The organism is Mycobacteroides salmoniphilum, assembly GCF_004924335.1.
In the GTDB taxonomy this organism is placed as follows: Bacteria; Actinomycetota; Actinomycetes; order Mycobacteriales; family Mycobacteriaceae; genus Mycobacterium; species Mycobacterium salmoniphilum.
The window spans coordinates 1238529-1261644 of sequence record NZ_CP024633.1; the positions used below are offsets into that span (position 1 = coordinate 1238529).

The window sequence follows — 23116 nt, forward strand, 5'->3', positions numbered from 1 at the left end:
TCCTTGTTAGACGACTGTCAAATAGCCAGAATAGTGGGTCAGCTGGAACGCTTGGGCATCAGGAACCGCTCGCCGAGAAGGAACAGATCCTGATACCGCGAGCCCGTCAGTCGGACCAAGACGTCGATTACCTTGGCGTCCGGCCCGACAAGGACGCGCGGCTTCTTCTTGCGGACGGCGGTGAGGATGATGCGCGCCGCGGCCTGCGGGCTGGTTCGTGCGAGCAGATCGAACAACTTCGCGAACTCGGCATGGTCATAGCCCTCGGCCACCGTGGCGTTGCGCGCCACATTCGTCTTGATGCCGCCGGGGTGCACGCAGGTGACCGCGACCGGTTTCTTGCCGATGATCATCTCCTGGCGCAGGGACTCGGTGAACCCGCGAACCGCGAATTTCGCTGCGTTGTAGGCGCTTTGGCCCGGGCATGCCATGATGCCGAAGATGCTGGAGACGTTGATGACGTGGCCGTCGCCGGAGGCGATCAGGTGCGGCAGGAAGGCCTTGGTGCCGTTGACCACGCCCCAGTAGTCGACGTCGAGGATTCGTTCGATGTCCTTGAACTCGCTGATCTCGAAGTCGCCATGGAAGTCGATGCCGGCGTTGTTGTAGATCTGGTTGACCTTGCCGAAGTGCTCCTTGACGACGTCGGCGTAGAGCAGGAAGGCTTCGCGCTCAGCGACGTTGAGGCGGTCGGAGCGGACCTCGGCACCGAGGGCCTTGATCTGGCGTTCGGTTTCGGCCAGGCCCTCGTTATCGATATCGCTGATGGCGACCTTGGCGCCCGAGCGTGCGAGTTCCACCGCCAGTGCGCGTCCGATTCCCGAACCCGCGCCGGTCACCACGGCGACCTTGCCGTTAAAGCCGTCCATGAGCACTCCTGACAGATTTACGTTGTGAGGCTGACGTCAATCAGTGAGGGTAATGGATGGCGGCGCGGGGTGGTCACGGCGGCGGCAGTAGCGGTCAAGTCTTGAGGCCGACGCAGATCCAGTCGACGGAGATCACCGGTGGCGTGAACGGTCGCGCCACCGGACGATGCACGACAACATCAAACCCGGCACCGGAGAACAGTCGCTCCATTTCGCCGGCCGTAGGGAAGTGCGCCGGTCTGCGCTCGCCGGTTCCGCGACCCAGCCAGCGGCGCTCCTTCGGGCAGATCGTGGCGACCGAGGCCAAGCCGCCCGGGGCGAGCACGCGGTAGAACTCCGCCAGTGCTGCAGGTTGGTCGAAGAAGTGGAATGCCGACGTTGTCACCACGGCGTCGAGGGTGGCGTCCCCGAACGGGAGCTGCTCCGCAGGCGCCTTCTTCCACTGGACCTCGGTGGACCGAGCCGTCGCCTTGGCGAGCATGCCATCGGACATGTCGACACCGAAAACGGATGCCGGGCTCAGTTCGGCCTGGATGCGGGACGCCAATATTCCTGTGCCACAAGCGATATCTACGATCCGCTGGCCGTTGTGTTCGCGTAGTTGCGCGATGGTGTCGTCTTGGGCCGGCCTGTAGATATGGCGTTGCACGAACGGGAAGTTATAGACCTTCGACATCATGGTCCAGTACCGCGTGACCAGCTCATTGAGCGAACGCCGTGGCGCGATGGCAGTCATCTGTGAAACCTAGAAGTGGCACGAGTGAAAGTCCGTGACTCGGCCCGATCTTTGTGAAAGATACGAGGCATATGTCCGAAAGCTATGACTGGCCCCAAGAACCTCCGTGCCGTGCGATGAACCTGTGAGCAAACCTCCGAACTCAACTGCGGGACGGTAGGGTGCGCAGGGGTCTCGCGGATATGGTCCGTGAGGGGACGGGTATTCCACGGTGCAGTGGGAGAAGGTTGGAGTCCGCTGATGACGGCGTCGCTCAGTGATCGGTTCATGCGCCAGCTGCCGGAGACGGTGCGCCATGCGGTGGACTGCTTCGCCGCTGAGGTGCCGTACTACGGGATGCTGCCCCGTGAGGTTCTCGATGGTGAGATCACCGAGTTCACCAAGCAGAATTTCCGGATTTTCGTCCGGGTGCTTTTGGAGTCGCGGCCGCCCACCGAAGACGAGTTGGCAGGGCCGATCCTGGCGGCGTCACGGCGGGCGCAGGAGGATATTCCGCTCGCGGCGCTCCTGGCCGCGTACAGCGTTGCCGCGCGGGTCGGCATAGAGACGCTCCGGGAACTGGCAACCCCCGACGAGGTCAACGAGGTGCTCACGGTCAGCGTCCAACTGCAACGGTATCTGCAGTTGATGGTGCCCGCGGTTACCACCGCGTATCTGGAAGAGCGCCAAGGTCTTCACGGTGCGTCGGCGGAGGCTCGGCGCGACCTTTTCGATGCGTTGGTCAAGGGGACACCGTGGGTGGAGGCCGCCGAACGCGCGAGTGTCACGCTGGCGTTGTCCTATGACGTGCTGTTCCTCTACATGCCGGAACCGGCGGGGAACACCGTGGTGGCTCGGCGGCGTGCCCACCGCGTGCAGGACGTCGTCGATCAGTACGCACGTGAGCCCGTGCTCACGTCTTTGGATGGTCGCGGGGGTGTCATATTGTTGCCGGCCGTGGGCAAGGTGGAATCGCTGCTGCCCTTGTTCTCAGAGGTGGCCGGCGGGCCTGTCACGCTCGGAGTCTCCGAGGCGGCCGATCCCGGTGAGATTGCGGCGGCCACGGAAGAGGCGCGTGAATTGGCGCTGCTCGCACTGAGACTCGGCCGGGCGCCCGGCGCCTACCGGCTGCCGGACGTGCTCATGGAGTACCAGATCACCCGTCCCGGCAGGGCGCGTGATCTGCTCGCTGCGACGGTTCAGCCACTGGCGGCACACCCCCATTTGCAGCAGGCGCTCAGCGCGTATCTGCAGCACGAACACGGACGGCAGCTTGCGGCCAAATCGCTGCATGTGCACCCGAACACCCTTGACTACAGACTCCGTCGCGTCGCCGAACTCACCGGCCTGGATCCCGCGCAGCCGTCGGCCGCGCGCACTCTCGCGGCCGCGTTATTGGCCGTAAAGGCCCGCTGACTCCGGTTCAGAGCCGCCCGGCGAGGAGCTTCACGAACGCCACAACCTGTCGGACGTACATGGTCAGGGCGCGTGGTGAGAGGACCGTTGACACCACCGTTCGGATATCGGGTCGCGTCGGTAATGCCTTGCCGCGCATACGTTCATCGAGCCAACCGAGCGCATCATGACCGCCGGACAGTAACAAAAAGACGCGCTCGCTGGCACGGTCGCGCCGGTAGGTGACGTGTGCGCCACCGGCGATGTAGTCCTCGGCGAGTTGGTCCGTGCTGGAAACCGGCAGGAGTACGTCGTGGATCGAGTGGTAGAGGTAAATCGGCGCGGTGGGGGTGCGTAGCCCCAGCGTCATCGCGTCGGTGAGGGCGGCGATTTCCGGTGTGTCCATCACCTCTTCAAGGGGGCGGTCGAAGATCTTGTTGAAGTTGAGAAATGGCCAGTACAGCAGTGCCTGGATGACGGTCAGGCGTTCGGCCTTCTCGACCATCCGGCGACCTCTCTTGGTGAGGTGCTTCTGCAGGAAGTCCTGGATGGAGGGACTTACCCGCATCATGGCCGCCAGCACGATGATGATGAGCCCCGAGGAGTATCGGCCGCTGAGATGGTGCATGAGGGGGCCGGGTTGGGGGGCGGGTGCGCCGATCAGCGCGCCCACCAGATTGAGTTCGGGCGCGTACTCACCGGCGAGTTCGGCGGCCCAGGCGGTCGCGTTGCCGCCGGCCGAGTACCCCCATACCGCTGTCGGAGTGTGGACGGACAGTTGCGGGATGCCGTCCTCGCCGGATGCGGCAATCGTGGCGCGCAGCGCGTCCAGCACGTGGTAGCCGGGTTGTTTGGGCGCCATCCAGAGGCCCTTCGGTCCCTCATGGTCGCTGATGGTGACTATCCACCCTCGTTGGAGTGCGGCCACTGCCAGCAGAAACTCGTTTTGTGACTGGTTGATGCCGAAGGTGCGGTGCTGCAGGTAATAGGAGGGGAATCTCTTGGGGGTGACGGCGTCAATCGCACTCTGGAAGGCAAGCAGCGGCGCTGTCTCTGTCGCCTTCTTCGGGACGAGCACCGTTGTCACGGTCGTCTCGGGGGCCCCATGTAGGTCGGTGCTGCGATAGAGCACCTGCCACGCGTGCAGCCGCAGGGGGATGAGTCCAAACAACCCGATCCGAACTCGCCTGCGCCGCAAGGGTGTACCGGGCGCGGTTTTGTCCCAGCCCTCGGGTGGGACAAAGAATGGGTCGTCCGGGGACGGCAGTGGCTTATCAAGTTGCATCGGCCAGGCCTCGATCGACTGAGTCGCCGGGGTCGACGTGGGCGCAGTGCCGGCAGTCATCTGGCTCCTGTCCTTGCTCTTGTCGCTCTTGTCGCTCTTGTCTTCCTGGGTGAACGTGATGGGTAGTCGTGACGCCCGGAGAAGAATCTGAGGATTCGCGCAGCGTATTCAACAAGAATGATCCGCGGTAACGAATCGGCGTTGAATCGGGGTTAGCCACTAAGGCGCCAGTGTGACCTTGTGGTTCATCACCGATCAAGCAAACGGCCGAAGTCAACCTCGAGACTGCGCTCAGAATACACGGGCCGTCATCGCCGCTGTCCAGGCGGTTACCGGCGGGTAATGCCGCGGTAGAAACTGAACACTGAGTTGGCTTTTTGGTTAAGTTCTCGCCGCGATGGTCGGCCATTGTTGCGGCACCTACAGACGGCCGAGGAAAAGCTTCAGGATTCCCCGTTGCCACTGCAGCTGGCTCCGCACCGCGCGGCGGTTCAGCGACGTGGAGAGCACGGTCTGGACGTCCGATTCCGCAGGCAATGGTTGACCCGCCAACCGCTCGGCCAACCAGCCGAGGGCGTCGCTGCCGCCAAGCAGGGCCAGCAGAATATGTTCGGTGCTCCGGTCGCGCCGGTAAGTGACATGAGTGCCACCCGCGATGTAGTTCTGCGCCAGCTGATCGGAGCCCTCGATCGGAAGTAGCTGGTCATGGATGGCGTGGTACAGGTAGACCGGCGCGCTGGGCATGCGGTGCCCCAGTTCCATTTCTTCGGTGACTCGGGCGATTTCGGGCGCTTTCATCAATTCTTCGATGGGCCGATCGACGAACGTGTCGAAGTTCTTGAATGGCCACCGCAAGACCGATTCCGCGAGACTTACCTCAGCCGCCTTGGCGATGATCTGACGACCGCGCGGGGTCAGGTGTCCACCGAGGAATTCGAGTGTGCTCGGGTGCGCCCGCGTCATCGCGGCCAGCACCGGTGGGATGAGTCCGGAGGCGAATCTGCCGCTGTGCTTCCGCACGAGCGCGCCTGGCCGGGCCGCGGGAGCGCCAAGCAGCGCTCCGACGACATTGAGTTCCGGTGCGTAGACGGGCGCCATCTCGGCCGCCCAGGTGCTCCCCGTTCCGCCTCCGGAGTACCCCCAGAATCCGACAGGGGCGTTGGCCGGGAGGCGAGGCATGCCATGCGCGCCGCCGGCGTTCAAGGTTGCGCGCACCCCGTCCAGGACGTGATACCCCGGCTGCCTGGCCACCATCCATAGTCCATGCGGCCCTTCGTGATCGCTTACCGAGACCACCCAACCTCGGGCGAGTGCGGCCACCATCAACATCAGTTCGTTCTGAGCCTGGTTGAGGCCGAATGTTCGGGGAAGCAGCCCATAGGAGGGGAAGGCTCGTGGAGACACCGCATCGATGGCGCACTGATAGGCCAGGACCGGCGACGTCTCGCAGGCGTCGCGGGGCACCAGCACTGTTGTCACTGTGGTCTCGGGGGCGCCGTGGAGGTCGGTGGTGCGGTAGAGCAGGTGCCAGGCCTGCAGGCGCAGGGGGACTATGCCGAACAAGGCGATACGAATTCTCCTGCGCCGCAATACACTTCCCGGCAGTGTGTTCTCCCAGCCGGATGGGGGTAGGTAGAAAGGATCCTCGGGCGAGGGCCTGGGCTTGCCGTTAAGCGGTGGCCATTCCTCGACCGGTAGCGTGATCGGTTCGATTGCGGGTGCGGGCTTGGCCGTCATTGGTGCAGCGTATTGAACACGCGCGCAACGAGGCAGGGGTCCGGTAATGAATCAGGCCCACCCCCTAAGGGGCGGGCCTGACCTTGGGTTCGCTCACTCCTACTCGGATGTGGGAGCGAACGCCTCGTCGATGATCTCCTGCTGCTCGACGGCATGCACCTTCGAGGAACCGGAGGACGGTGCCGACATGGCCCGGCGCGAGATCTTGGTCAGGCCGGTGAGGCGCGGTACCACCTCGGGCAGGTTCAAGCCGAAGGTCGGCCAGGCGCCCTGGTTCGCAGGCTCTTCCTGCACCCAGATGTACTGCGTACCATCCGGATACCGGCCCAGGGTCTCTTCCAGTCGGAAGCGCGGGATGGGGTACAGCTGCTCGATGCGCACAATCGCAACATCGTCGCGCTTGTCGGCATTCTTACGAGCCGCCAGGTCGTAGTACAGCTTGCCGCTGGTCAGCAGGATGCGGCGGACCTTGCTGCGATCGCCGACGCCATCCTCGTAGCTGGCCTCTTCGAGAACCGATCGGAACTTGCGGTCGGTGAAGTCCTTGATATCGCTGACCGCAGCCTTGTTGCGCAGCATGGACTTTGGTGTGAACACCACCATCGGCCTGGTGATGCCGTCCAGCGCGTGCCGGCGCAGCAGGTGGAAGTAGTTGGCGGGTGTCGACGGCATCGCCACCGTCATCGACCCCTCGGCGCACAGCTGCAGGAACCGTTCGATACGGCCCGAGGTGTGATCGGGACCCTGTCCCTCGTGGCCGTGGGGGAGCAGCAACACCACCTCGGAGAGCTGGCCCCATTTGGCCTCACCGGAGGAGATGAACTCGTCGATGATGGACTGCGCACCGTTGACGAAGTCGCCGAACTGTGCCTCCCACAACACCATTGCATCTGGATTGCCCACCGAGTAGCCGTACTCGAAGCCGACGGCAGCGTATTCCGACAGTGATGAGTCATGCACCACGAGACGTCCGCCGGTGGGGTTGCCCTCGGCGTCGACGCCGACCAGCTTCAGCGGACTGAACTCATCGCCGTTGTGTCGGTCGATGATCACGGCGTGGCGCTGGGTAAAGGTGCCCCGCTTGGAGTCCTGGCCCGTGAGCCGCACCACCTTGCCCTCGGCGACGAGGGTGCCGAGGGCAAGTAGCTCGCCGAAGGCCCAATCCACCTTGCCCTCGTAGGCCATTTCGCGACGCTTCTCCAGCACCGGCTTGACCCGCGGGTGCACGGTGAAGTCCTCTGGTACCGACAGGAAGGCGTCGCCGATGCGCTGGAGCAGTGCCTTGTCGACGGCGGTGACCAATTTCTGCGGCAGCTGCTGGTCTTCTTCGACCGACTCGCTCGGCCGCTGCTGGTACTTCTCCAGATCGCGGACCTCGTTGAACACCCGCTCCAGCTGGCCCTGGTAGTCGCGCAGGGCGTCCTCGGCCTCTTTCATCGAGATATCGCCGCGGCCGATCAGGGATTCGGTGTAGGTCTTGCGCACACCGCGCTTGGTGTCGATGACCTCGTACATCTGCGGGTTGGTCATCGAGGGGTCGTCGCCCTCGTTGTGGCCGCGCCGGCGGTAGCAGACGAGGTCGATGACGACGTCCTTGTTGAACTTCTGCCGGAAGTCGACGGCCAGTCGTGACACCCAAACGCACGCCTCGGGGTCGTCCCCGTTGACGTGGAAGATTGGCGCCCCAATCATTTTCGCGACGTCGGTGCAGTACTCGCTGGATCGCGAATGCTCCGGTGCGGTGGTGAAACCGATCTGGTTGTTGACCACGATGTGAATGGTGCCGCCGGTCCGGTAGCCGGGGAGGTTGGCGAGGTTCAGGGTTTCGGCCACCACGCCCTGTCCGGCGAATGCGGCGTCACCGTGCAGCATCAGGGGCACCACGGTGAAGCGGCCGCCGTCGGTGCCGACGTCGAGGACGTCCTGTTTGGCCCGCACCAGGCCTTCCAGCACCGGGTCCACGGCCTCCAGGTGCGAGGGGTTCGCGGTCAGTGACACCTCGATGTCGTTGTCGCCGAACATCTGGATGTAGGTGCCGGAGGCGCCCAGGTGGTACTTCACGTCACCGGAGCCGTGCGCGAGTGCCGGGTTCAGGTTGCCCTCGAACTCGGTGAAGATCTGCGAGTACGGCTTGCCGACGATATTCGCCAGCACGTTGAGGCGGCCGCGGTGCGGCATGCCAATGACCACCTCGTCGAGGCTGTGCTCGGCACTCTGGTCGATGACCGCGTCCATCATCGGGATGACACCCTCGGCGCCTTCCAGTGAGAACCGCTTCTGTCCAACATATTTGGTGGCCAAAAAGGTCTCGAACGCCTCGGCGGCATTGAGCTTCGAGAGGATGTACTTCTGCTCGGCGACGGTGGGCTTATCGTGCTTGACCTCGATGCGGTCCTGTAGCCACTTCTGCTGCTCGGGTTCCAGGATGTGGGTGTATTCCACGGCGGCGTGCCGGCAGTACGCGTCGCGCAGTACCGAGAGCACGTCGCGCAGCTTCATGTACTCCTGACCCTTGAACCCCGAGACCTTGAACTCGCGGTCCAGGTCCCACAGCGTCAGACCGTGGGTGAGTACATCCAGATCGGGGTGGCTGCGGAAACGGGTCTTGTCCAGGCGCAGCGGATCGGTGTCGGCCATCAAATGGCCTCGGTTGCGGTATGCCGCAATCAGTTCCAGCACCCGAGCGTTCTTGTCGAGGATCGAGTCGGGGTTGTCGATGCGCCAGCGCACCGGCTCGTAGGGGATGCCCAGCTCACGGAAGATGTCGTCGAAGAAGTCGTCGGAGAGCAGCAGCTGATGCACCGTGCGCAGGAAGTCGCCGGATTCGGCACCCTGGATGATGCGATGGTCGTAGGTGGACGTCAGCGTCATGAGCTTGCCGATGCCCAGATCGGAGATGCGCTCCTCGCTGGCGCCCTGGAACTCCGCGGGGTATTCCAGCGCGCCGGCACCGACGATGGCACCCTGACCGCGCATGAGGCGGGGCACCGAGTGCACGGTGCCGATGGTGCCCGGATTGGTCAGCGAGATCGTGACCCCGGAGAAGTCCTCGGCCGTCAACTTGCCGTCCCGTGCGCGCCGCACGATGTCCTCGTAGGCGGTGATGAACTGGCCGAAAGCCATTGTCTCGCAGCCCTTGATGGCGGCCACGACAAGGGTGCGGTTACCGTCCTTGCCGGGCAGGTCGATGGCCAGGCCCAGGTTGATGTGAGCGGGCGTTACGGCCGTGGGCTTCCCGTCCACCTCGGCGAAATGCCGGTTCAAGTTCGGGAAGTCCTTGACGGCCTGGACGATGGCGTAGCCCAGCAGGTGCGTGAAGGAGATCTTGCCGCCGCGGGTGCGCTTGAGGTGATTGTTGATGACGATGCGGTTGTCGATCATCAGTTTGGCGGGGATCGCCCGGACGCTGGTGGCGGTCGGGATCTCCAGGGAGGCCGACATGTTCTTGACGACGGCTGCGGCGGCGCCGCGCAGTACCTGACTCTCGTCACCTTCGGCTGAAGGCACCGGCGGAAGGGCAGGCTTCGGTGCAGCGACTGGCGCGGCTGCCGGGGCCGCCGCAGGTGCGGGCGCTGCAGGTGCAGGTGCGGCGGGTGCAGGTGCGGCGGGTGTCGCAGGTGCAGCCGCGGGTGCCGGGGCAGGCGCGGGCGCCGCTGCGGCGTGGCCGTTGCCGGCGTCGGTCGCGGGCTCGGCCACGTAGTCGGCGAGAAATTCGTGCCAGCTGGAGTCCACCGAGGACGGGTCTTCCTTGAATCGCTGGTACATCTCCTCGACCAGCCATTCGTTCTGCCCGAATTGGGGATTTGAACCGTTCACGGCAGTCTTCGCCTCGCTCCGTCTCGTTCGATATTCAGTCCGTCTAGCGACCGGTACCAGGCTAACGCGTCGCCAACGGGGGTGAGGTGTCACGGTGATATGACAGAGGCGACATCATCGGCGCCGCTGATGGCCGCAGGGTGGCCGCACCGTGAACAGCCACCCCGGTGTGTTGCTAGCTCTTGGGTGCGACCAGGCGCAACTGCACCGGCCATACGGTTGGTGGAGGTCCAAAGGCATGACGTGCGTTGGTGATTATCCGTTTGCCAATGAACCGGTTACCGCCGGCGCCGATGACGGCGCCGATCCCGGCCGGCAACAGCTTGCCAAACGCCATGGCACCGCGCTTCACCGCGAATTTCTTGGTGAACCGCTTGAGCAGGGTGGCATTGAGATGGCTTAGCGCGGGCACCGGCAGCGTCGAGGTGGCCTCGGCCAGCCAGCCGCCTCCGACAGTGCGCTCCTTGCCCAGCACGTCCGACACCGTCGTCTCGCCGTCCTCGCCCAACATGACGGCGAGCACCAGCGTGTGCCGGTGTTCGATCTTGGCGAGCTCGATGTCGTGGACCGCTGCCAGCGCCAAGGTGAAGAGCGACGTCGCCTCCAGGAACAACACGGCCTCCCCGGCGGTGGCCGACAATGCGGCCAGAGTGCCTACCCCGGGGAATGCGGCGGCGGCGCCGACGGCGGCACCACTGCCCATCACCGTCGCCAGGTATCGCTTCTCCAACATGGTGATGATGTCGCTGGGTGCGGCGCCGGGATGGGTGGTGCGTAGTTTCTGGACATACGCGCGGACCGCGGGTTCCTGAACCTTGGTGCTCTGGTCCAGGATGAATGAGAGGAGCTTGCCGGAGGCCCCGAGTTTGGATTCCTTGCCCTTGCCGCTCAAGGCGAGCTGCCGCTGCGGTTCGGTGATGCGAGTGCTCATCGGCGTGTGTTCCTTCAATGCGGTGGGCTGGATGGGTCCACGTTGTTGTGAGCGAAGATTTGGTCTCACAGTAGTGAAGACGAATGACGAGCGCTTTTCGTTCCTTAACAGGTAGCCCGGTGGGGTGTGTTTCCGATAACTGGCAAGCTGTAGTTCGTCGACGGCCGTCGGTCTCGTGTGACAACGGCGGGGCGGATCCGGGGGAAGCGGACACATCGTCTCGTGGGGTGGAATCGGTGAGATGCAGCTCACATTTGTTAGGAAAGGGAAGGTTTTGCCGCGTGCGCGCGCTGAAGACTGAGGTGATTGCTGCCCGGAGTGAGACCACCACGGAGGATCCGGTGGGCGTTCCGGCACCAGCCGATTCGATCTCGCCCCCCACTACCCGGCTGGGCAAGGCGTGGCTCATCACCGTATTGGGCGCGATGGTTGCCCTGGGGCCGCTCACTATCGATATGTACCTCCCGGCCTTGCCTGATATCGGGGCGGATCTGCACGTCAACTCGACCCTCACACAGCTGACACTCACCGGAACGCTGGTGGGGTTGGGGTTGGGGCAGCTCCTGGTGGGCCCGCTGTCGGATTCGCTCGGCAGACGCCTGCCGCTGATCGCCGGGGCGGCCCTGCATATCGCGGCGTCGCTGGCCATCACCATCGCCCCGAACATCGTGGTGCTGGGTGTGCTCCGGGCGATTGAAGGGGTGGGTGCCGCGGCGGCCATGGTCGTGGCGATGGCCGTGGTGCGTGACCTCTATACCGATAAGGCCGCGGCCACCGTCATCTCCCGGCTCACGCTGGTGATCGGTATCGCGCCGATCCTGGCCCCGTCGCTGGGCGCGGCCGTACTGGTACACGGCTCGTGGCAGAACGTGTTCGCGGCGTTGTCGTGTCTGGGGGTGCTGCTGCTCATCCTTGCGGTGGTGGCGCTGCCGGAGACCTTGCCGCCGAGCGCGCGGCGCCCGCTGCGGGTGAGGGGCATTCTGCAGACCTATCGCGATCTGCTGCGTGACAAGGTTTTCGTGGTCTTGGTGCTTGTCGCCGGGCTGTCGTTGTCGGGCCTGTTCGCCTATATCTCGGGTGCGTCCTTCGTGCTGCAGGGTCAGTACGGCATGAATCAGCAGGTGTTCGCGATCATGTTCGGCGCGGGCGCCATCGCGTTTGTCGCGGCCTCGCAGTTGAACGTGGTGTTGCTCAAGCGGTTCGAACCGCAACAGATCGTGCAATGGTGCCTGTCGCTGGCCCTGATCCCAGCGGTGGTGCTGCTGGTACTGGCCGGGCTCGGTATCGGTGGGCTGTTCGGCTTCGTGGCTCCGGTCTGGACCCTGATGGCGTTCATGGGCTTCGTCATTCCCAACGCGCCGGCCTTGGCTTTGTCTCGCCATGGCGAGGCGGCCGGGACCTCGGCGGCAGTGCTGGGCGCCTCACAGTTCGGCGTGGGAGCAGTGATCGCGCCATTGGTGGGGGCGTTGGGTAATAACGCGCTCGCCGTGGCTGTCGTCATGACGATCGGGGTTGTGCTGGCTCTGGCGGGGCTGGCCGTCGTGAGAAATCGTGTCACCACCTGAACCACGACGAGATTTCCGTAGCCGTGCAGTCTGAGTATCCGCGACCGTGGACGACGTTGTGGGTGGTGCTGTTCGGCCTGTTCATGATCTTGCTCGACTCGACGATCGTGTCGGTCGCCAATCCCGCCATCAAGACCGCTTTCGGCGCCGACTACTCGGCGACGGTGTGGGTCACGAGCGCCTATCTGTTGGGCTACGCGGTCCCGTTGCTGATCAGCGGGCGACTCGGCGACCAGTTCGGCCCGCGTTTCATGTACTTGGCAGGGCTGGCAGTCTTCACCGCCGCCTCGCTGTGGTGCGGGCTCGCCGGATCGATCGGCTGGCTTATCACGGCGCGGGTGGTGCAGGGGATCGGTGCGGCGATGCTGACGCCGCAGACACTCACGGTGGTGCAACGGGTGTTCCCGCCGCAGCGGCGCGGGACTGCGATGGGGGTGTGGGGCGCGGTCGCCGGGATCGCAACGCTGGTCGGCCCGGTCGCCGGCGGCGTGTTGGTCGACGGGTGGGGTTGGCAGTGGATCTTCTACGTCAACGTCCCGGTGGGTGTGCTGGGAATGATCTTGGGCGCCATCTACATTCCGCGCATGCCGACGCATCCGCATCGACTGGATCTCTTGGGTATGGCGCTCTCGGCTTCGGGCATGTTCGCCTTTGTCTTCGCACTTCAGGAAGGGGAGAGTTTCCACTGGGCGCCGGGGGTATGGGGGACGATGGCCGCCGGTCTGGCGGCCCTGGGCGTGTTCGTGTGGTGGCAGTCGGCGAATCGGGGTGAGCCGCTGATTCCGCTGCGGCTGTTCGCAGACCGCAACTTCTCGCTCGCTGGTGTGAGTATCGCGTCGATGGGCTTTTGTGTGATCTCCACCGGGTTGCCCATGATGTTCTATGCACAATTGGCGCTGGGATTTTCGCCGACCAAGGCGGCGTTGACGCAGGCCCCGACGGCGATCGTCAGCGGGGTCTTGGCGCCGGTTTCCGGCTGGCTTGTCGACAGGGTGCGTCCATCGGTGTTGATCGGCGGTGGCGTCGCGCTGATGATCGCGTCGACGTTGTGGTGGACGGCGATGATGCGACCGGAGACGCAGATGTGGCAGCTCATGCTGCCCGCAGCGGGTATCGGTGCGGCCATGGCATGTATCTGGGGGCCCTTGGCCACCACCGCGACACGGAATCTGCCGTCCGCGGTGGCCGGCGCCGGGTCCGGCGTCTACAACACGCTGCGCCAGGTCGGAGGCGTGGTGGGCAGCTCGGCGATGGGTGCGTTGATGACGGCACGGCTGGCTTCGAACATGCCCGCAATGCCGTCCTCCTCGGTCGATTCCGCGTCAGGTGGCGTGCTGCCGCCCGGGTTGCGTGCGCCGTTCTCGACGGCGATGTCCCAGTCGATGCTGCTGGGTGTGGCCGCGTTGGTGATCGGTTTGGTGGCGACACTGTTTATGCGGCCCGCCGGTTCACAGGTAGGTGCCGTGCCCCTCGATCACAGTGTCCCCGTCGAAGATTAGTACCTCGTTGACGAGGCCGCCCTTGTGATTTCGGTAGTTGATGACGACGGCCGTTGCGCCCACATAGGTGCCGACAGGTTCGAAATGAAGATCCGGGTTGCGGGTGAGAGCCTCGGCCCAGTAGTCGCGGATGGCCTTCTTGCCCCGAAAGATGCCTCCGGTCTCTGGGGCTATCTCGGCGCCGTAGGCGGAGGTAAAGACGGCGGCCTCGTGGAAATGCGCCAGCACCGCCTCGATGTCGTGCGCATTCCACGCCGCGTACCACTGGCGGCTGAACTTCTCGGGGTCGACGGTGAGTGTCATGATTCTCGCTCGGCAGCACCGCTTCTCTCCGGGCTGTGCCCGAACAGCACTGCGGGGTTGAGGAACCCGGTGGGATCGAAGGCAGCCTTGACGGCCCGCATGGCGGCAATATCGCCGGGTGTGCGGGCCATGCCGAGGTAATCGCGTTTGATTGTCCCGACTCCGTGCTCTGAGCTGACATTGCCGCCCAGTTCGGCGATGAGCGTCATCATGGGCTGATACAACGCGGTGGAGTCGGGGCAGCGCAACACATTTAAGTGCAGGTTGCCCTCTCCTACGTGGCCGAACAAGACGGGTATAGCGTCGGAGACCTTCTCCGCGATCAGTGCGGTGGCGCGGCGTTCGAACTCGCCAATGTGTGTCAGCGGCAGTGCCACATCGAATTTCAAGGGCGGGCCGTGGGTTCCCAGCGCCTCGGCGATCGATTCGCGCACCTGCCACAGGCGTTCACGGGAGTTGGCATCCAAACCGACAGCGGCCTGCTCGGCCACGCCGGCGGCGTCGAGTGCTTCGGCCAGATCTTCGGTGGGGTCGCTATCGCGGGCGAGTTCGATGAGCAGCAGCCATGGATTGTCCACGGGGCTTGGAATACCCAATCTGGCGTCCATGAGCTCCAGTGCGGCAATTCCGCTGAGGTCACGGAAGATCCGGCTCGCCTCGACCAGTTGATCCAGATGGTCGAACCCGGTGATCGCTGCGACGCTGTGTTTTGGGACCGGATGCAGGCGCAGTTCGAGTGCGGTGATGACCCCGAGGGTGCCCTCGGCGCCGACGAACAGGCTGGTGAGGTCGTAGCCCGTGTTGTCGGCACGAACATCACTGTGGCGCTGCATGATTGATCCATCGGGGAGAGCGATCTGCACGCCGATGACCTGCTCGCGCATGTTGCCGTAACGCACCGTGCGCAGGCCTCCGGCGTTGGTGGATGCCATGCCGCCCAGAGTGGCCGAGTCGCGGGAGCCGATGTCGACGCCGAATTGCAGGTTCTCCCTGGCGGCCGCTTGTTGTAGTGCTGCCAGGGTTACACCTGATCCGGCGCGGATCCGGCGGTCGACGGTGTCGATGGCGCCGATCTCGGTGAGCCGCTCGGTGGATAGCAGTACGTCGTCATGCTCGGGAACGGTCCCGGCGACCATCGACGTGCGGCCGCCCTGGGTGGTGACGGGGTGGCCGTGTTCCTTGCAAGCCTTCAAGATTGCGCCGACTTCTTCGGCGGAGCCGGGACGGATCAGGATGCTCGCGGTACCGCGGTAGCGGCCGGTGTGGTCGATCGTACGCCCGGCCAGTACGTCGGCATCGGTGCTGACGTACCGATCGCCGACAATCTGGACCAGGTCATCCGCAAGCGAGGACATGGACCTCAGTGTGGCACGGCGTCATTGGTCCGGTCCGGACTTAGGGCCAAGAACGCCCCGAGCTCGACCAGCCCGTCGGGCGTGGCCGGCAGATACTCGGTCAGTGCCGGCGATCTCACGATCACCGCCTGGAACTTGGCTCGGCTGATCGCCACGTTGAGGCGGTTCCTGTTTAGCAGGAACGACATACCGCGCGGCACATCATCGACGGCCGAGGCGGTCATCGACACGAACACGACCGGCGCCTGGCGACCCTGGAACTTGTCCACGGTCCCTACCAGCACCTCGCCCAGCCCGGCTGCGGCCAGCGCGGCCCGCAACGCCAACACCTGTGCGTTGTACGGAGCCACCACCAACACGTCGGACTGCGCCAGCGGCCGTGTGCCGGATTCTTCGGTCCAGTCCGATCCGATCAGTCCTGTGATCTCTGTGGCAATCGCCTCGGCCTCCTGTGGACTGCTGGTCGCATTCCCCTCATGGTCAACCAGCAGCGTCCGCACCCCAGGTTCCTGTCCTGCTAGGGTGCGCGCCGGTGCCGCGGACTCAAGTTCACCGTCGTAGGAAAGCTCCGAAACTCGTTGGCATAGAGCGGGATGCATCCGGTAAGAGCGCTCCAAGAAGTAGCCACGGTCGACGGGCAGCGCGCCGTGACCTTCCACGAGCCAGCCGAGCGCGGAGGTGTCCACCGGCTCGGGATGTACACCCTGCGACACCTGCGGCAGCTGCTGCGGATCGCCGAGCAGCAGCAGGTTCTGCGCTCCCCGTGCTACCGCAAGGGTATTCGCCAGACTGAACTGACCGGCTTCGTCGATGACCAGCAGCCGTAGCACGCCATCGGCGACACGGGTGGTGTTTGCGAAATCCCATGCGGTGCCACCGATGACGGCGCCCTCGCTGGCGTGGGATGCGATGAAGCCCGCATAGTCGCTATCCCGAATCTGAGTCCACGCGGCATCACCGCTGTATGGCGATGCCTTCTTGGCGACCCGTTCGGGCGGTACCCCCGCCGCGACGACCTGGTCCAGGAGGTGTTCCACGACCGCGTGAGACTGCGCCACCACGCCGACAAGCCAGCCCTCCCGCGTTACCAGTTCAGCGATGACCCGTGCCGCGGTGAAGGTCTTCCCGGTTCCTGGCGGGCCATGTACGGCCAGGTAGGACGAGTCCAGATTCCGCAAAGCGGAGGTGATGGCTCCGGCATGCCCGTCGTCACCTACGGTCGGCAGAGGCGCACCACGGGGATTGCGGCGCAACAGAATATCGATGGACGCGGTATGGGGTAGCTCAGGAAGGCCATGGGCAACGCCCGCGGCGACGTGCTCGATGGCGGCTTCCAATGCCTTGGTCATCACCGGCGCACCCGGCGCAAGAGCCATCGGCAGCTCGGAGAACACCTCGCCGTTCTTCGGCGTGAGCTCCTGGATCGTCACGTCCACGGGGACACCGCCGGATTCGGTGACCTCCACGACGGTCGCCGATCCAGACGCCCGCCGATCGGGGTCCCCGTCGCCGAGCCCCGTCGGTGCCGGCGGCTCATAGAGCGCGTAGACGTTGTCGTCGAGGACACCGCCGGCGAGGTCGCCCGTCAGTTTCACGTGTCGTCGGAGCTTGCGCTGGCTTCCAGATTTATGCCAGTCCTCGATCAGCTCGGCGCCCTCGACGATGAAAACCCCCGCGGTATCCGCCCATTCGTCGACTGGGTTGTTCAGTCTGTCGAAGTGACTCCACCAGAATGGTTTTCGCTCTCGAGTGTGATATCCGCGTGCTGCCGACACCATGGCTGCCGCTGTTTGTTCGGCGCTACGATCGGCCGGACCGGAGTCTCCCACGAATGCCGCCAGCGCCATGCCGATCCCATCGGGCTCCGACTCGTCCGTGTCGCCGACAGCGGCAGAAGAGGACAGGTGGGTAATGCCGTGTTCAAAGGCCCTCACCAGCAGCCAATCCCGGAGCTTGCGCGTCGAAGCGCAGTCGTAACGGTTGTACTCGGCGATGGAGTCCAGTACTTCCTGCGCCGCGGGGTCGGCGCTATCGCGCAGTGCGCAGTAACGCGCGTACTCGTTGATCGAATCCACCGCCGTTGTGACGTCGCCGGAGCGCTTTCCGGATTCGATGAACAGCGGCTCCAACGCCTTGAGCCCGTAACCGCTGGAACCAGAGCGAATGCTTTTGCGCACCACGGGATAGAGGTCGACCAGTACGTTGTCACGCAGAAGTTCGTCGATCTGTTCCTCGCCGACCCCGTACCGGCCGGCAAGACGCAGCAGCGCGGTCTTCTCGTACGCCGCGTAGTGGTAGACGTGCATCCCCGGATACCGGCGACGGCGTTTGGCTACCAGATCCAGGAACGTGATCAGGGCCTTTCGTTCGCTGTGGCGATCGTGAGCCCATATCGGCCGGAATTTCTCCTTGCCGGACCGGTCGTACTCCAGCACGCCGAACAGGTACTCCAGCCCCCACTGCACGCCATCCTCTGTCCACAGCGGATCGCCTTCGAAGTCGAAAAAGATGTCTCCGGGATTCGGGGCGGGCATGGTGCCGAGCGGAATCGGATCAGCAACCTCGAACTGTGGTGTGCCACTGTCTCGTTGACGGACCTGTAACTCGGCCTGCGCCACCAATTGCTGCAGGCTGCGCGCCGACATATCGGCGACGGGGCCGGGACCCGCGGCAAGCTCTGCGACAGTGTCCACCCCGGCGTCCATCAGTGCCGCCCGCTGACTGATCCGCATGCCGGCGACAAGCAGCAAGTCGTCGGTGCGCTCGACCTCCGGCTCGCACACGGGACAACGGAAGCAGGCGCGGACGTTCTCATCGGACCACTGCACCGGAACCCCGCCCACCAGATGGCGATCGAGCAAGTCCTGCAATTGGATTCGTCGCTGTCGATACACGCCGACCAGAGCGGCCACGGGATAGTCAACGGCCGATCGGTCACCCAATATCAGCCGCACCTCCGCGGACACCGGCACACCTGTCGTCATCAAACTGTCGGCATAGGCCGCCAACTGCAGCAAGGCCGTCACCTTGGCGCTGCGGGCCAGTTTGGTGTCGCAGACGCGGTAGGTCTGGTCCTCTCGGACCACAAAGTCCGCGAAACCGAGGAACCGGCCGTCGAACATCGCGGCCTGATACACCGCGGGGCGCCCATCGTCGAAGGCCCGCTTCGTAGCCGCGGCGACCGCGTGGAGTCCGTCGAGCGTGAAGGTGGGGGGAAAGGGGATGCTGGCTACTCCGGAACCGAAGCGCTTCTGCAGCTCGGCAAGGTGGTGAGCCTCGTGGGCTTCCCCCAAAGTCGCGGTGCGCGCCAGCAGTTCATCATCACGAGGGGGCGCCGGTGCCCATCCGAGCTTGGCGTCGAATGCCCGCAACAGGGCGTACTCACAGCGGGCGGCGGAGGCAAGATCCGAAGCGCTGTAGACGACCCGGCCGTCGAGGACGAACACCCGATCACTGTAGGTGCTCGCACCGACGAAGATGCCCTACTGTGCGGCCAGTTGTACCTTTTCCACGCCAGATCCGTTCCAGCGGAAGGACACCACACTCTCCAGGCCGGGGATGCCGTTGGAGAAGTTGAGCACCACAGTGTCCAAGGTGCTCGCCGGAAGATCGATGGCGTTGTATCCGTACGTGTCGGGGACGCCATGCGAGATCACACCGCCCAGGTGGAAGAACACCGCGCGGGTAGGGGGCGCGGGCTCGTGCGTATCCGCAGCGACGATGACCGCCGACAAGGGGGCGCACTTGTTGTAGTTGCCCGCCACTGGCACCGGATTCCACGCGGCCTCGCTGTTGGGGCCGGGGGGTAGGAGTGCGACGGCCGTTGCGACGGCCGGATCCTTCAGGTTGATCGCGCAGTCGTCTTTGATCGAAGGCGGGGGCTTGGGCTTGGTCGCGGAACCCGCCGGTCCGGGAGATGGTGAGGCAGATGTGATGGTGTTGGCCGGCGTCTTGGACACCGTGCTGTCGCCACCGGTGCAGGCGCAGGCGAGCGCGATCACCGCCGTCAGTACCGACAGTGTCCTCGCTAGAACCATCCTCCGCACGGCCCCGCACATTACCGACATTTACCAAAGATGCACTGGAGGCGGGAGTTGAGCGCGGTAGCGCCTAGACTTCTTGACGCCATGACCTCTACAGATATCCCAACGCCAGACACCGGCGATTCGAATGCACCACGCGTGGATGACGCCGTCACCTTCGCGGACCTACAGATTGCCCCCGAAGTGCTGCGTGCGGTGTCCGACGTCGGGTATGAAACACCCTCGGCGATCCAGGCCGCCACCATCCCGCCGCTGCTCGCAGGCTCGGACGTGGTGGGATTGGCGCAGACCGGCACCGGGAAGACGGCGGCGTTTGCCATCCCCATCCTCTCGAAAATCGACCTGACCTCGAAGAACACCCAGGCTTTGGTGCTTGCGCCCACGCGCGAGCTGGCCTTGCAGGTTGCCGAGGCTTTCGGTCGGTACGGGGCACATTTGCCCAGACTGAACGTGCTGCCGATCTACGGTGGCCAGTCGTACGTGGTCCAGCTGTCGGGCCTAAAAAGGGGCGCCCACGTCGTGGTCGGCACGCCCGGGCGTGTCATCGATCACTTGGAGCGGGGCACGCTCGATCTCTCGCACCTGGACTACCTGGTGCTGGACGAGGCCGACGAGATGCTCACCATGGGCTTCGCCGAGGATGTCGAACGCATCCTGGCCGACACTCCCGAGTACAAGCAGGTGGCTCTGTTCTCGGCGACCATGCCCGCGACCATCCGGCGGCTGACCAAGAAGTATCTGCACGATCCGGTGGAGATCAAGGTCGAGGCGAAGACCTCCACCGCCGAGAACATCACCCAGCGCTTCATCCAGGTGGCCGGACATCGCAAAATGGACGCGCTCACCCGGATACTCGAGGTCGAGACCTTCGAAGCGATGATCGTCTTCGTCAGGACCAAACAGGCCACCGAGGAGGTGGCCGACAAGCTCAAGGCGCGCGGGTTCTCTGCGGCGGCGATCAACGGAGATATCAACCAGTCACAGCGCGAACGCACCATCAACGGACTGAAGAGCGGTGCCATCGACATCCTGGTCGCCACCGACGTGGCCGCGCGCGGCCTGGACGTCGAGCGGATCTCGCATGTGCTCAACTACGACATCCCGCACGACACCGAGTCGTATGTGCACCGCATCGGCCGTACCGGCCGCGCGGGCCGCTCGGGTACGGCGGTGTTGTTCGTCTCTCCGCGCGAGCGGCATCTGCTCAAGGCCATCGAGAAAGCCACCGGGGCCAAGCTTGCCGAGGAGGCGCTGCCATCGGTCGACGATGTCAACGCCCAGCGGGTGACGAAATTCCGCGATGCCATCACCGCTGCGCTCTCGGCACCGGAGATCGAGCTCTTCCGCAGGCTTGTCGAGGATTACGAACGCGATAACGACGTGCCGGTGGCCGATATCGCCGCCGCGCTGGCGGTACTGTCGCGCGACGGCGAGCAGTTTTTGCTCAAGCCCGATCCGCCCCGTGATCCGCGCCAAGAGCGCGGGGAGCGCCCCGAGCGCGGCCCCCGCGAGCCACGCGGCCAGACTCCTGGCCTGGCGACGTACCGCATCGCCGTCGGCAAGCGGCACAAGGTGATGCCCGGTGCCATCGTGGGCGCGATAGCGAACGAAGGCGGTTTGCATCGCAGCGACTTCGGGCACATCACGATCCGCCCCGATCACTCACTTGTTGAGCTGCCCGCCAAGATGTCGCCCAAGACACTGAAGGCACTGGAGAGCACCCGGATCTCGGGTGTGCTCATCGAGCTGCGCCTCGCGGACGCGGCCGACGGCGCACGTCCCCCCCGTAAGTTCACGGATCGCAAGCGCCCGGACCACAAGCACACGGACCACAAACGGTCGGAGGCGAAGCGTCCCAAGCGGTCCCCCAAGAAACCATGACGGCGGTCCCCGCGACTGACAGTGCCCCCGTCGTCCACGGTCCCGGACGCGTCGCTGCGCTCACGGGTATCCGGGCGGTGGCCGCGACGCTCGTGGTGGCCACCCACGCGGCCTACAGCACCGGGAATTATGTTGTCGACGGCGTTTCCCCGTGGCGTGCCTATCTGCACCTGATACAGGCCCGTTTGGAAATCGGTGTCCCGATCTTCTTTGTGTTGTCGGGTTTTCTGCTGTTCCTGCCGTGGGTACGGGCGGCCGCTGACGGTACCGCCTCACCCTCGGTGAAACGCTATGCCTGGCACAGATTTCGGCGCATCATGCCGGCCTACTGGATTCTGGTGGCCATCGCGTACATCTGGTATCACATCCGGGACCAATATCCGAACCCCGGACACACCTGGCTGGGCTTGCTCCGGAACCTCACGCTCACCCAGATTTACACCTCCAACTACGGATATCGCTATATCCACCAGGGCATGACGCAGATCTGGAGCCTCGCCGTCGAAGCGGCGTTCTATGTCGCATTGCCCTTCTTGGCGTGGTTGTTGATCAGGAAACTCTGTGGGGGACAGTGGCATCCGGTGCGCCTGCTGGTCGGCCTGGGTGGTCTGGTTCTGGTGACTCCCGCCTGGATGACGCTGGTGTACACCGTCAGTGCCCTTCCCGACGGTGCGAAACTGTGGCTTCCGGCCTACCTTTCATGGTTCGTCGGCGGCATGATCCTGTCCGTTCTCGCCGTCATGGGTGTGCGCTGCTACGCGTTGGTGACGGTGCCGCTCGCGATCATCTGCTACCTCATCGTGTCCACGCGGATAGCCGGAGACCCGACCACGTCGCCGTGGGCGCTGCCGCAAGCGCTGACGAAGTCCATCTTCTACGTGGTGATTGCGACGTTGCTGGTCGCGCCCGCCGGGTTGGGTGACACCGGCTGGTATGTCAGGTTTCTCGCCTCGCGGCCCATGGTGTGGCTGGGTGAGATCTCCTACGAGCTGTTCCTCATCCACATGATCCTGATGGAGATCGTGATGGTTGACCTGTTGCACTACCACGTCTACACCGGGTCGGTGGTGATCGTGTTCCTGGTGACGATGGCGGTCAGCGTGCCTGCTTCGTGGTTGATCCATCGGGCCGCGCAGATGCTGCTGGTGGGTGGATCACGTCTGCGGAAATCATGGGCGCCACGAATTCGGTGATGAGAGTGCGCTCGTCCTCCGGGTTGTCCTCGGGGTAGGAAAGCAACGAGATAATCACCCGGACATACCATTTGGCTCGCAGGTGAGATTCGGAGTCGGCCACTGTGCCGTTGACAAACGCCGACACCATGGCGTTCAGGACCTCCGAATGCAGGGCCAGTGATCCGCCGACATATTCGCCGGGACGGAACCAGGCCGATAGGGCCGGGTTGTCACGGACCAAACCGAGGCTGATGAGCACGGCGCTGACCAGACGTTCCGTCGGATCATCGATGTCGGCGACCGCTGCGGTGACCTGCCCGGTGATGGCCCTGGCCTCGCGGTGTACATAAGCGATGTGCAGCGCCTCGCGATTTTCGAAGTATCGGTAGAGCGTCGCCCGGGAACAGCCGGCGGCCTTGGCGATCTCGTTCATGCCGACGGCAGCGACGCCGTCACGCACGAACAGCTCGGCGGCCGCGTCGAGAATCTTCTCCGCAGCCACCGATGTCCTCGTGTCGGCCAACCAGCTCATGCTGGTTCACGCTCT

The 23116-nt window shown here is 64.5% G+C and carries 16 protein-coding genes; 5 read left to right on the plus strand and 11 right to left on the minus strand.

The features are described from left to right. Positions 1–38 precede the first annotated feature (38 nt). A complete protein-coding gene (locus DSM43276_RS06240) occupies positions 39–869 on the minus strand; it encodes an SDR family NAD(P)-dependent oxidoreductase (RefSeq protein WP_078329603.1) in 831 nt (276 codons plus the stop codon). A gap of 94 nt (positions 870–963) precedes the next feature. Further along, a complete protein-coding gene (locus tag DSM43276_RS06245) occupies positions 964–1605 on the minus strand; it encodes a class I SAM-dependent methyltransferase (RefSeq protein ID WP_078329581.1) in 642 nt (213 codons plus the stop codon). Positions 1606–1845: 240 nt separating this feature from the next. On the opposite strand from DSM43276_RS06245, the gene DSM43276_RS06250 reads away from it, so the two are divergent. After that, entirely contained in the window at positions 1846–3000 is a 1155-nt protein-coding gene (locus DSM43276_RS06250) for a PucR family transcriptional regulator (protein ID WP_078329582.1), read from the plus strand. 7 nt (positions 3001–3007) lie between these two features. Here DSM43276_RS06250 and DSM43276_RS06255 read toward each other — a convergent pair whose 3' ends face one another. From DSM43276_RS06255 to DSM43276_RS06270, 4 genes are all read right to left on the minus strand, one after another. Continuing rightward, positions 3008–4324 carry a lipase family protein gene (locus DSM43276_RS06255; protein ID WP_078329583.1) on the minus strand — a complete coding sequence of 439 codons (1317 nt, stop codon included), beginning with the start codon at positions 4322–4324 and terminating at the stop codon, positions 3008–3010. 360 nt (positions 4325–4684) lie between these two features. Further along, a complete protein-coding gene (locus DSM43276_RS06260) occupies positions 4685–6001 on the minus strand; it encodes a lipase family protein (RefSeq protein ID WP_078329584.1) in 1317 nt (438 codons plus the stop codon). A gap of 99 nt (positions 6002–6100) precedes the next feature. After that, positions 6101–9817 (minus strand): multifunctional oxoglutarate decarboxylase/oxoglutarate dehydrogenase thiamine pyrophosphate-binding subunit/dihydrolipoyllysine-residue succinyltransferase subunit, encoded by a 3717-nt coding sequence (locus DSM43276_RS06265; protein WP_078329585.1) that lies wholly within the window; start codon positions 9815–9817, stop codon positions 6101–6103. A 175-nt stretch (positions 9818–9992) separates the two neighbouring features. After that, positions 9993–10748 carry a hypothetical protein gene (locus DSM43276_RS06270; RefSeq protein WP_078329586.1) on the minus strand — a complete coding sequence of 252 codons (756 nt, stop codon included), beginning with the start codon at positions 10746–10748 and terminating at the stop codon, positions 9993–9995. Positions 10749–11029: 281 nt separating this feature from the next. Here DSM43276_RS06270 and DSM43276_RS06275 point away from each other — a divergent pair, with 281 nt between their 5' ends. Further along, entirely contained in the window at positions 11030–12313 is a 1284-nt protein-coding gene (locus DSM43276_RS06275; protein ID WP_078329587.1) for a multidrug effflux MFS transporter, read from the plus strand. Positions 12314–12336: 23 nt separating this feature from the next. Further along, positions 12337–13812: a DHA2 family efflux MFS transporter permease subunit gene (locus tag DSM43276_RS06280; protein WP_109556091.1), complete on the plus strand. Its 1476-nt coding sequence runs from the start codon at positions 12337–12339 to the stop codon at positions 13810–13812. On the opposite strand, the gene DSM43276_RS06285 is transcribed toward DSM43276_RS06280, so the two are convergent. Genes DSM43276_RS06285 through DSM43276_RS06300 form a run of 4 tightly spaced genes read right to left on the minus strand, consistent with a single transcriptional unit; the run spans position 13762 to position 19507 of the window. Next, positions 13762–14115 (minus strand): nuclear transport factor 2 family protein, encoded by a 354-nt coding sequence (locus tag DSM43276_RS06285; RefSeq protein WP_078329588.1) that lies wholly within the window; start codon positions 14113–14115, stop codon positions 13762–13764. The two genes, DSM43276_RS06280 and DSM43276_RS06285, sit on opposite strands and share 51 nt — an antisense overlap. Next, entirely contained in the window at positions 14112–15470 is a 1359-nt protein-coding gene (locus tag DSM43276_RS06290; RefSeq protein ID WP_078329589.1) for an FAD-binding oxidoreductase, read from the minus strand. Before DSM43276_RS06290 ends, DSM43276_RS06285 begins: the two co-directional genes overlap by 4 nt. Positions 15471–15475: 5 nt before the next feature. Then, on the minus strand, positions 15476–18916 hold the full coding sequence (locus DSM43276_RS06295) for a TM0106 family RecB-like putative nuclease (protein WP_078329590.1): 3441 nt from the start codon (positions 18914–18916) through the stop codon (positions 15476–15478). A 36-nt stretch (positions 18917–18952) separates the two neighbouring features. Beyond that, complete coding sequence (locus DSM43276_RS06300) at positions 18953–19507, minus strand: LppP/LprE family lipoprotein (RefSeq protein ID WP_078329591.1); 555 nt, start codon at positions 19505–19507, stop codon at positions 18953–18955. A gap of 90 nt (positions 19508–19597) precedes the next feature. On the opposite strand from DSM43276_RS06300, the gene DSM43276_RS06305 reads away from it, so the two are divergent. Together DSM43276_RS06305 and DSM43276_RS06310 are read left to right on the plus strand one after the other, a co-directional pair. After that, entirely contained in the window at positions 19598–21394 is a 1797-nt protein-coding gene (locus DSM43276_RS06305; protein WP_078329592.1) for a DEAD/DEAH box helicase, read from the plus strand. Continuing rightward, on the plus strand, positions 21391–22587 hold the full coding sequence (locus DSM43276_RS06310) for an acyltransferase family protein (RefSeq protein WP_078329593.1): 1197 nt from the start codon (positions 21391–21393) through the stop codon (positions 22585–22587). Before DSM43276_RS06305 ends, DSM43276_RS06310 begins: the two co-directional genes overlap by 4 nt. Here DSM43276_RS06310 and DSM43276_RS06315 read toward each other — a convergent pair. Beyond that, positions 22490–23101, minus strand: a complete 612-nt coding sequence (locus tag DSM43276_RS06315) for a TetR/AcrR family transcriptional regulator (RefSeq protein WP_078329594.1) — start codon at positions 23099–23101, stop codon at positions 22490–22492. The two genes, DSM43276_RS06310 and DSM43276_RS06315, sit on opposite strands and share 98 nt — an antisense overlap. Positions 23102–23116 lie beyond the last annotated feature (15 nt).

Excerpts from the sequence above, each read along its gene's own strand:
- DSM43276_RS06240 (WP_078329603.1), bottom strand. The coding sequence starts at position 869 with ATGGACGGCTTTAACGGCAAGGTCGCCGTGGTGACCGGCGCGGGTTCG.
- DSM43276_RS06245 (WP_078329581.1), bottom strand. The coding sequence starts at position 1,605 with ATGACTGCCATCGCGCCACGGCGTTCGCTCAATGAGCTGGTCACGCGG.
- DSM43276_RS06250 (WP_078329582.1), top strand. The coding sequence starts at position 1,846 with ATGACGGCGTCGCTCAGTGATCGGTTCATGCGCCAGCTGCCGGAGACG.
- DSM43276_RS06255 (WP_078329583.1), bottom strand. The coding sequence starts at position 4,324 with ATGACTGCCGGCACTGCGCCCACGTCGACCCCGGCGACTCAGTCGATC.
- DSM43276_RS06260 (WP_078329584.1), bottom strand. The coding sequence starts at position 6,001 with ATGACGGCCAAGCCCGCACCCGCAATCGAACCGATCACGCTACCGGTC.
- DSM43276_RS06270 (WP_078329586.1), bottom strand. The coding sequence starts at position 10,748 with ATGAGCACTCGCATCACCGAACCGCAGCGGCAGCTCGCCTTGAGCGGC.
- DSM43276_RS06285 (WP_078329588.1), bottom strand. The coding sequence starts at position 14,115 with ATGACACTCACCGTCGACCCCGAGAAGTTCAGCCGCCAGTGGTACGCG.
- DSM43276_RS06290 (WP_078329589.1), bottom strand. The coding sequence starts at position 15,470 with ATGTCCTCGCTTGCGGATGACCTGGTCCAGATTGTCGGCGATCGGTAC.
- DSM43276_RS06300 (WP_078329591.1), bottom strand. The coding sequence starts at position 19,507 with ATGGTTCTAGCGAGGACACTGTCGGTACTGACGGCGGTGATCGCGCTC.
- DSM43276_RS06305 (WP_078329592.1), top strand. The coding sequence starts at position 19,598 with ATGACCTCTACAGATATCCCAACGCCAGACACCGGCGATTCGAATGCA.
- DSM43276_RS06310 (WP_078329593.1), top strand. The coding sequence starts at position 21,391 with ATGACGGCGGTCCCCGCGACTGACAGTGCCCCCGTCGTCCACGGTCCC.
- DSM43276_RS06315 (WP_078329594.1), bottom strand. The coding sequence starts at position 23,101 with ATGAGCTGGTTGGCCGACACGAGGACATCGGTGGCTGCGGAGAAGATT.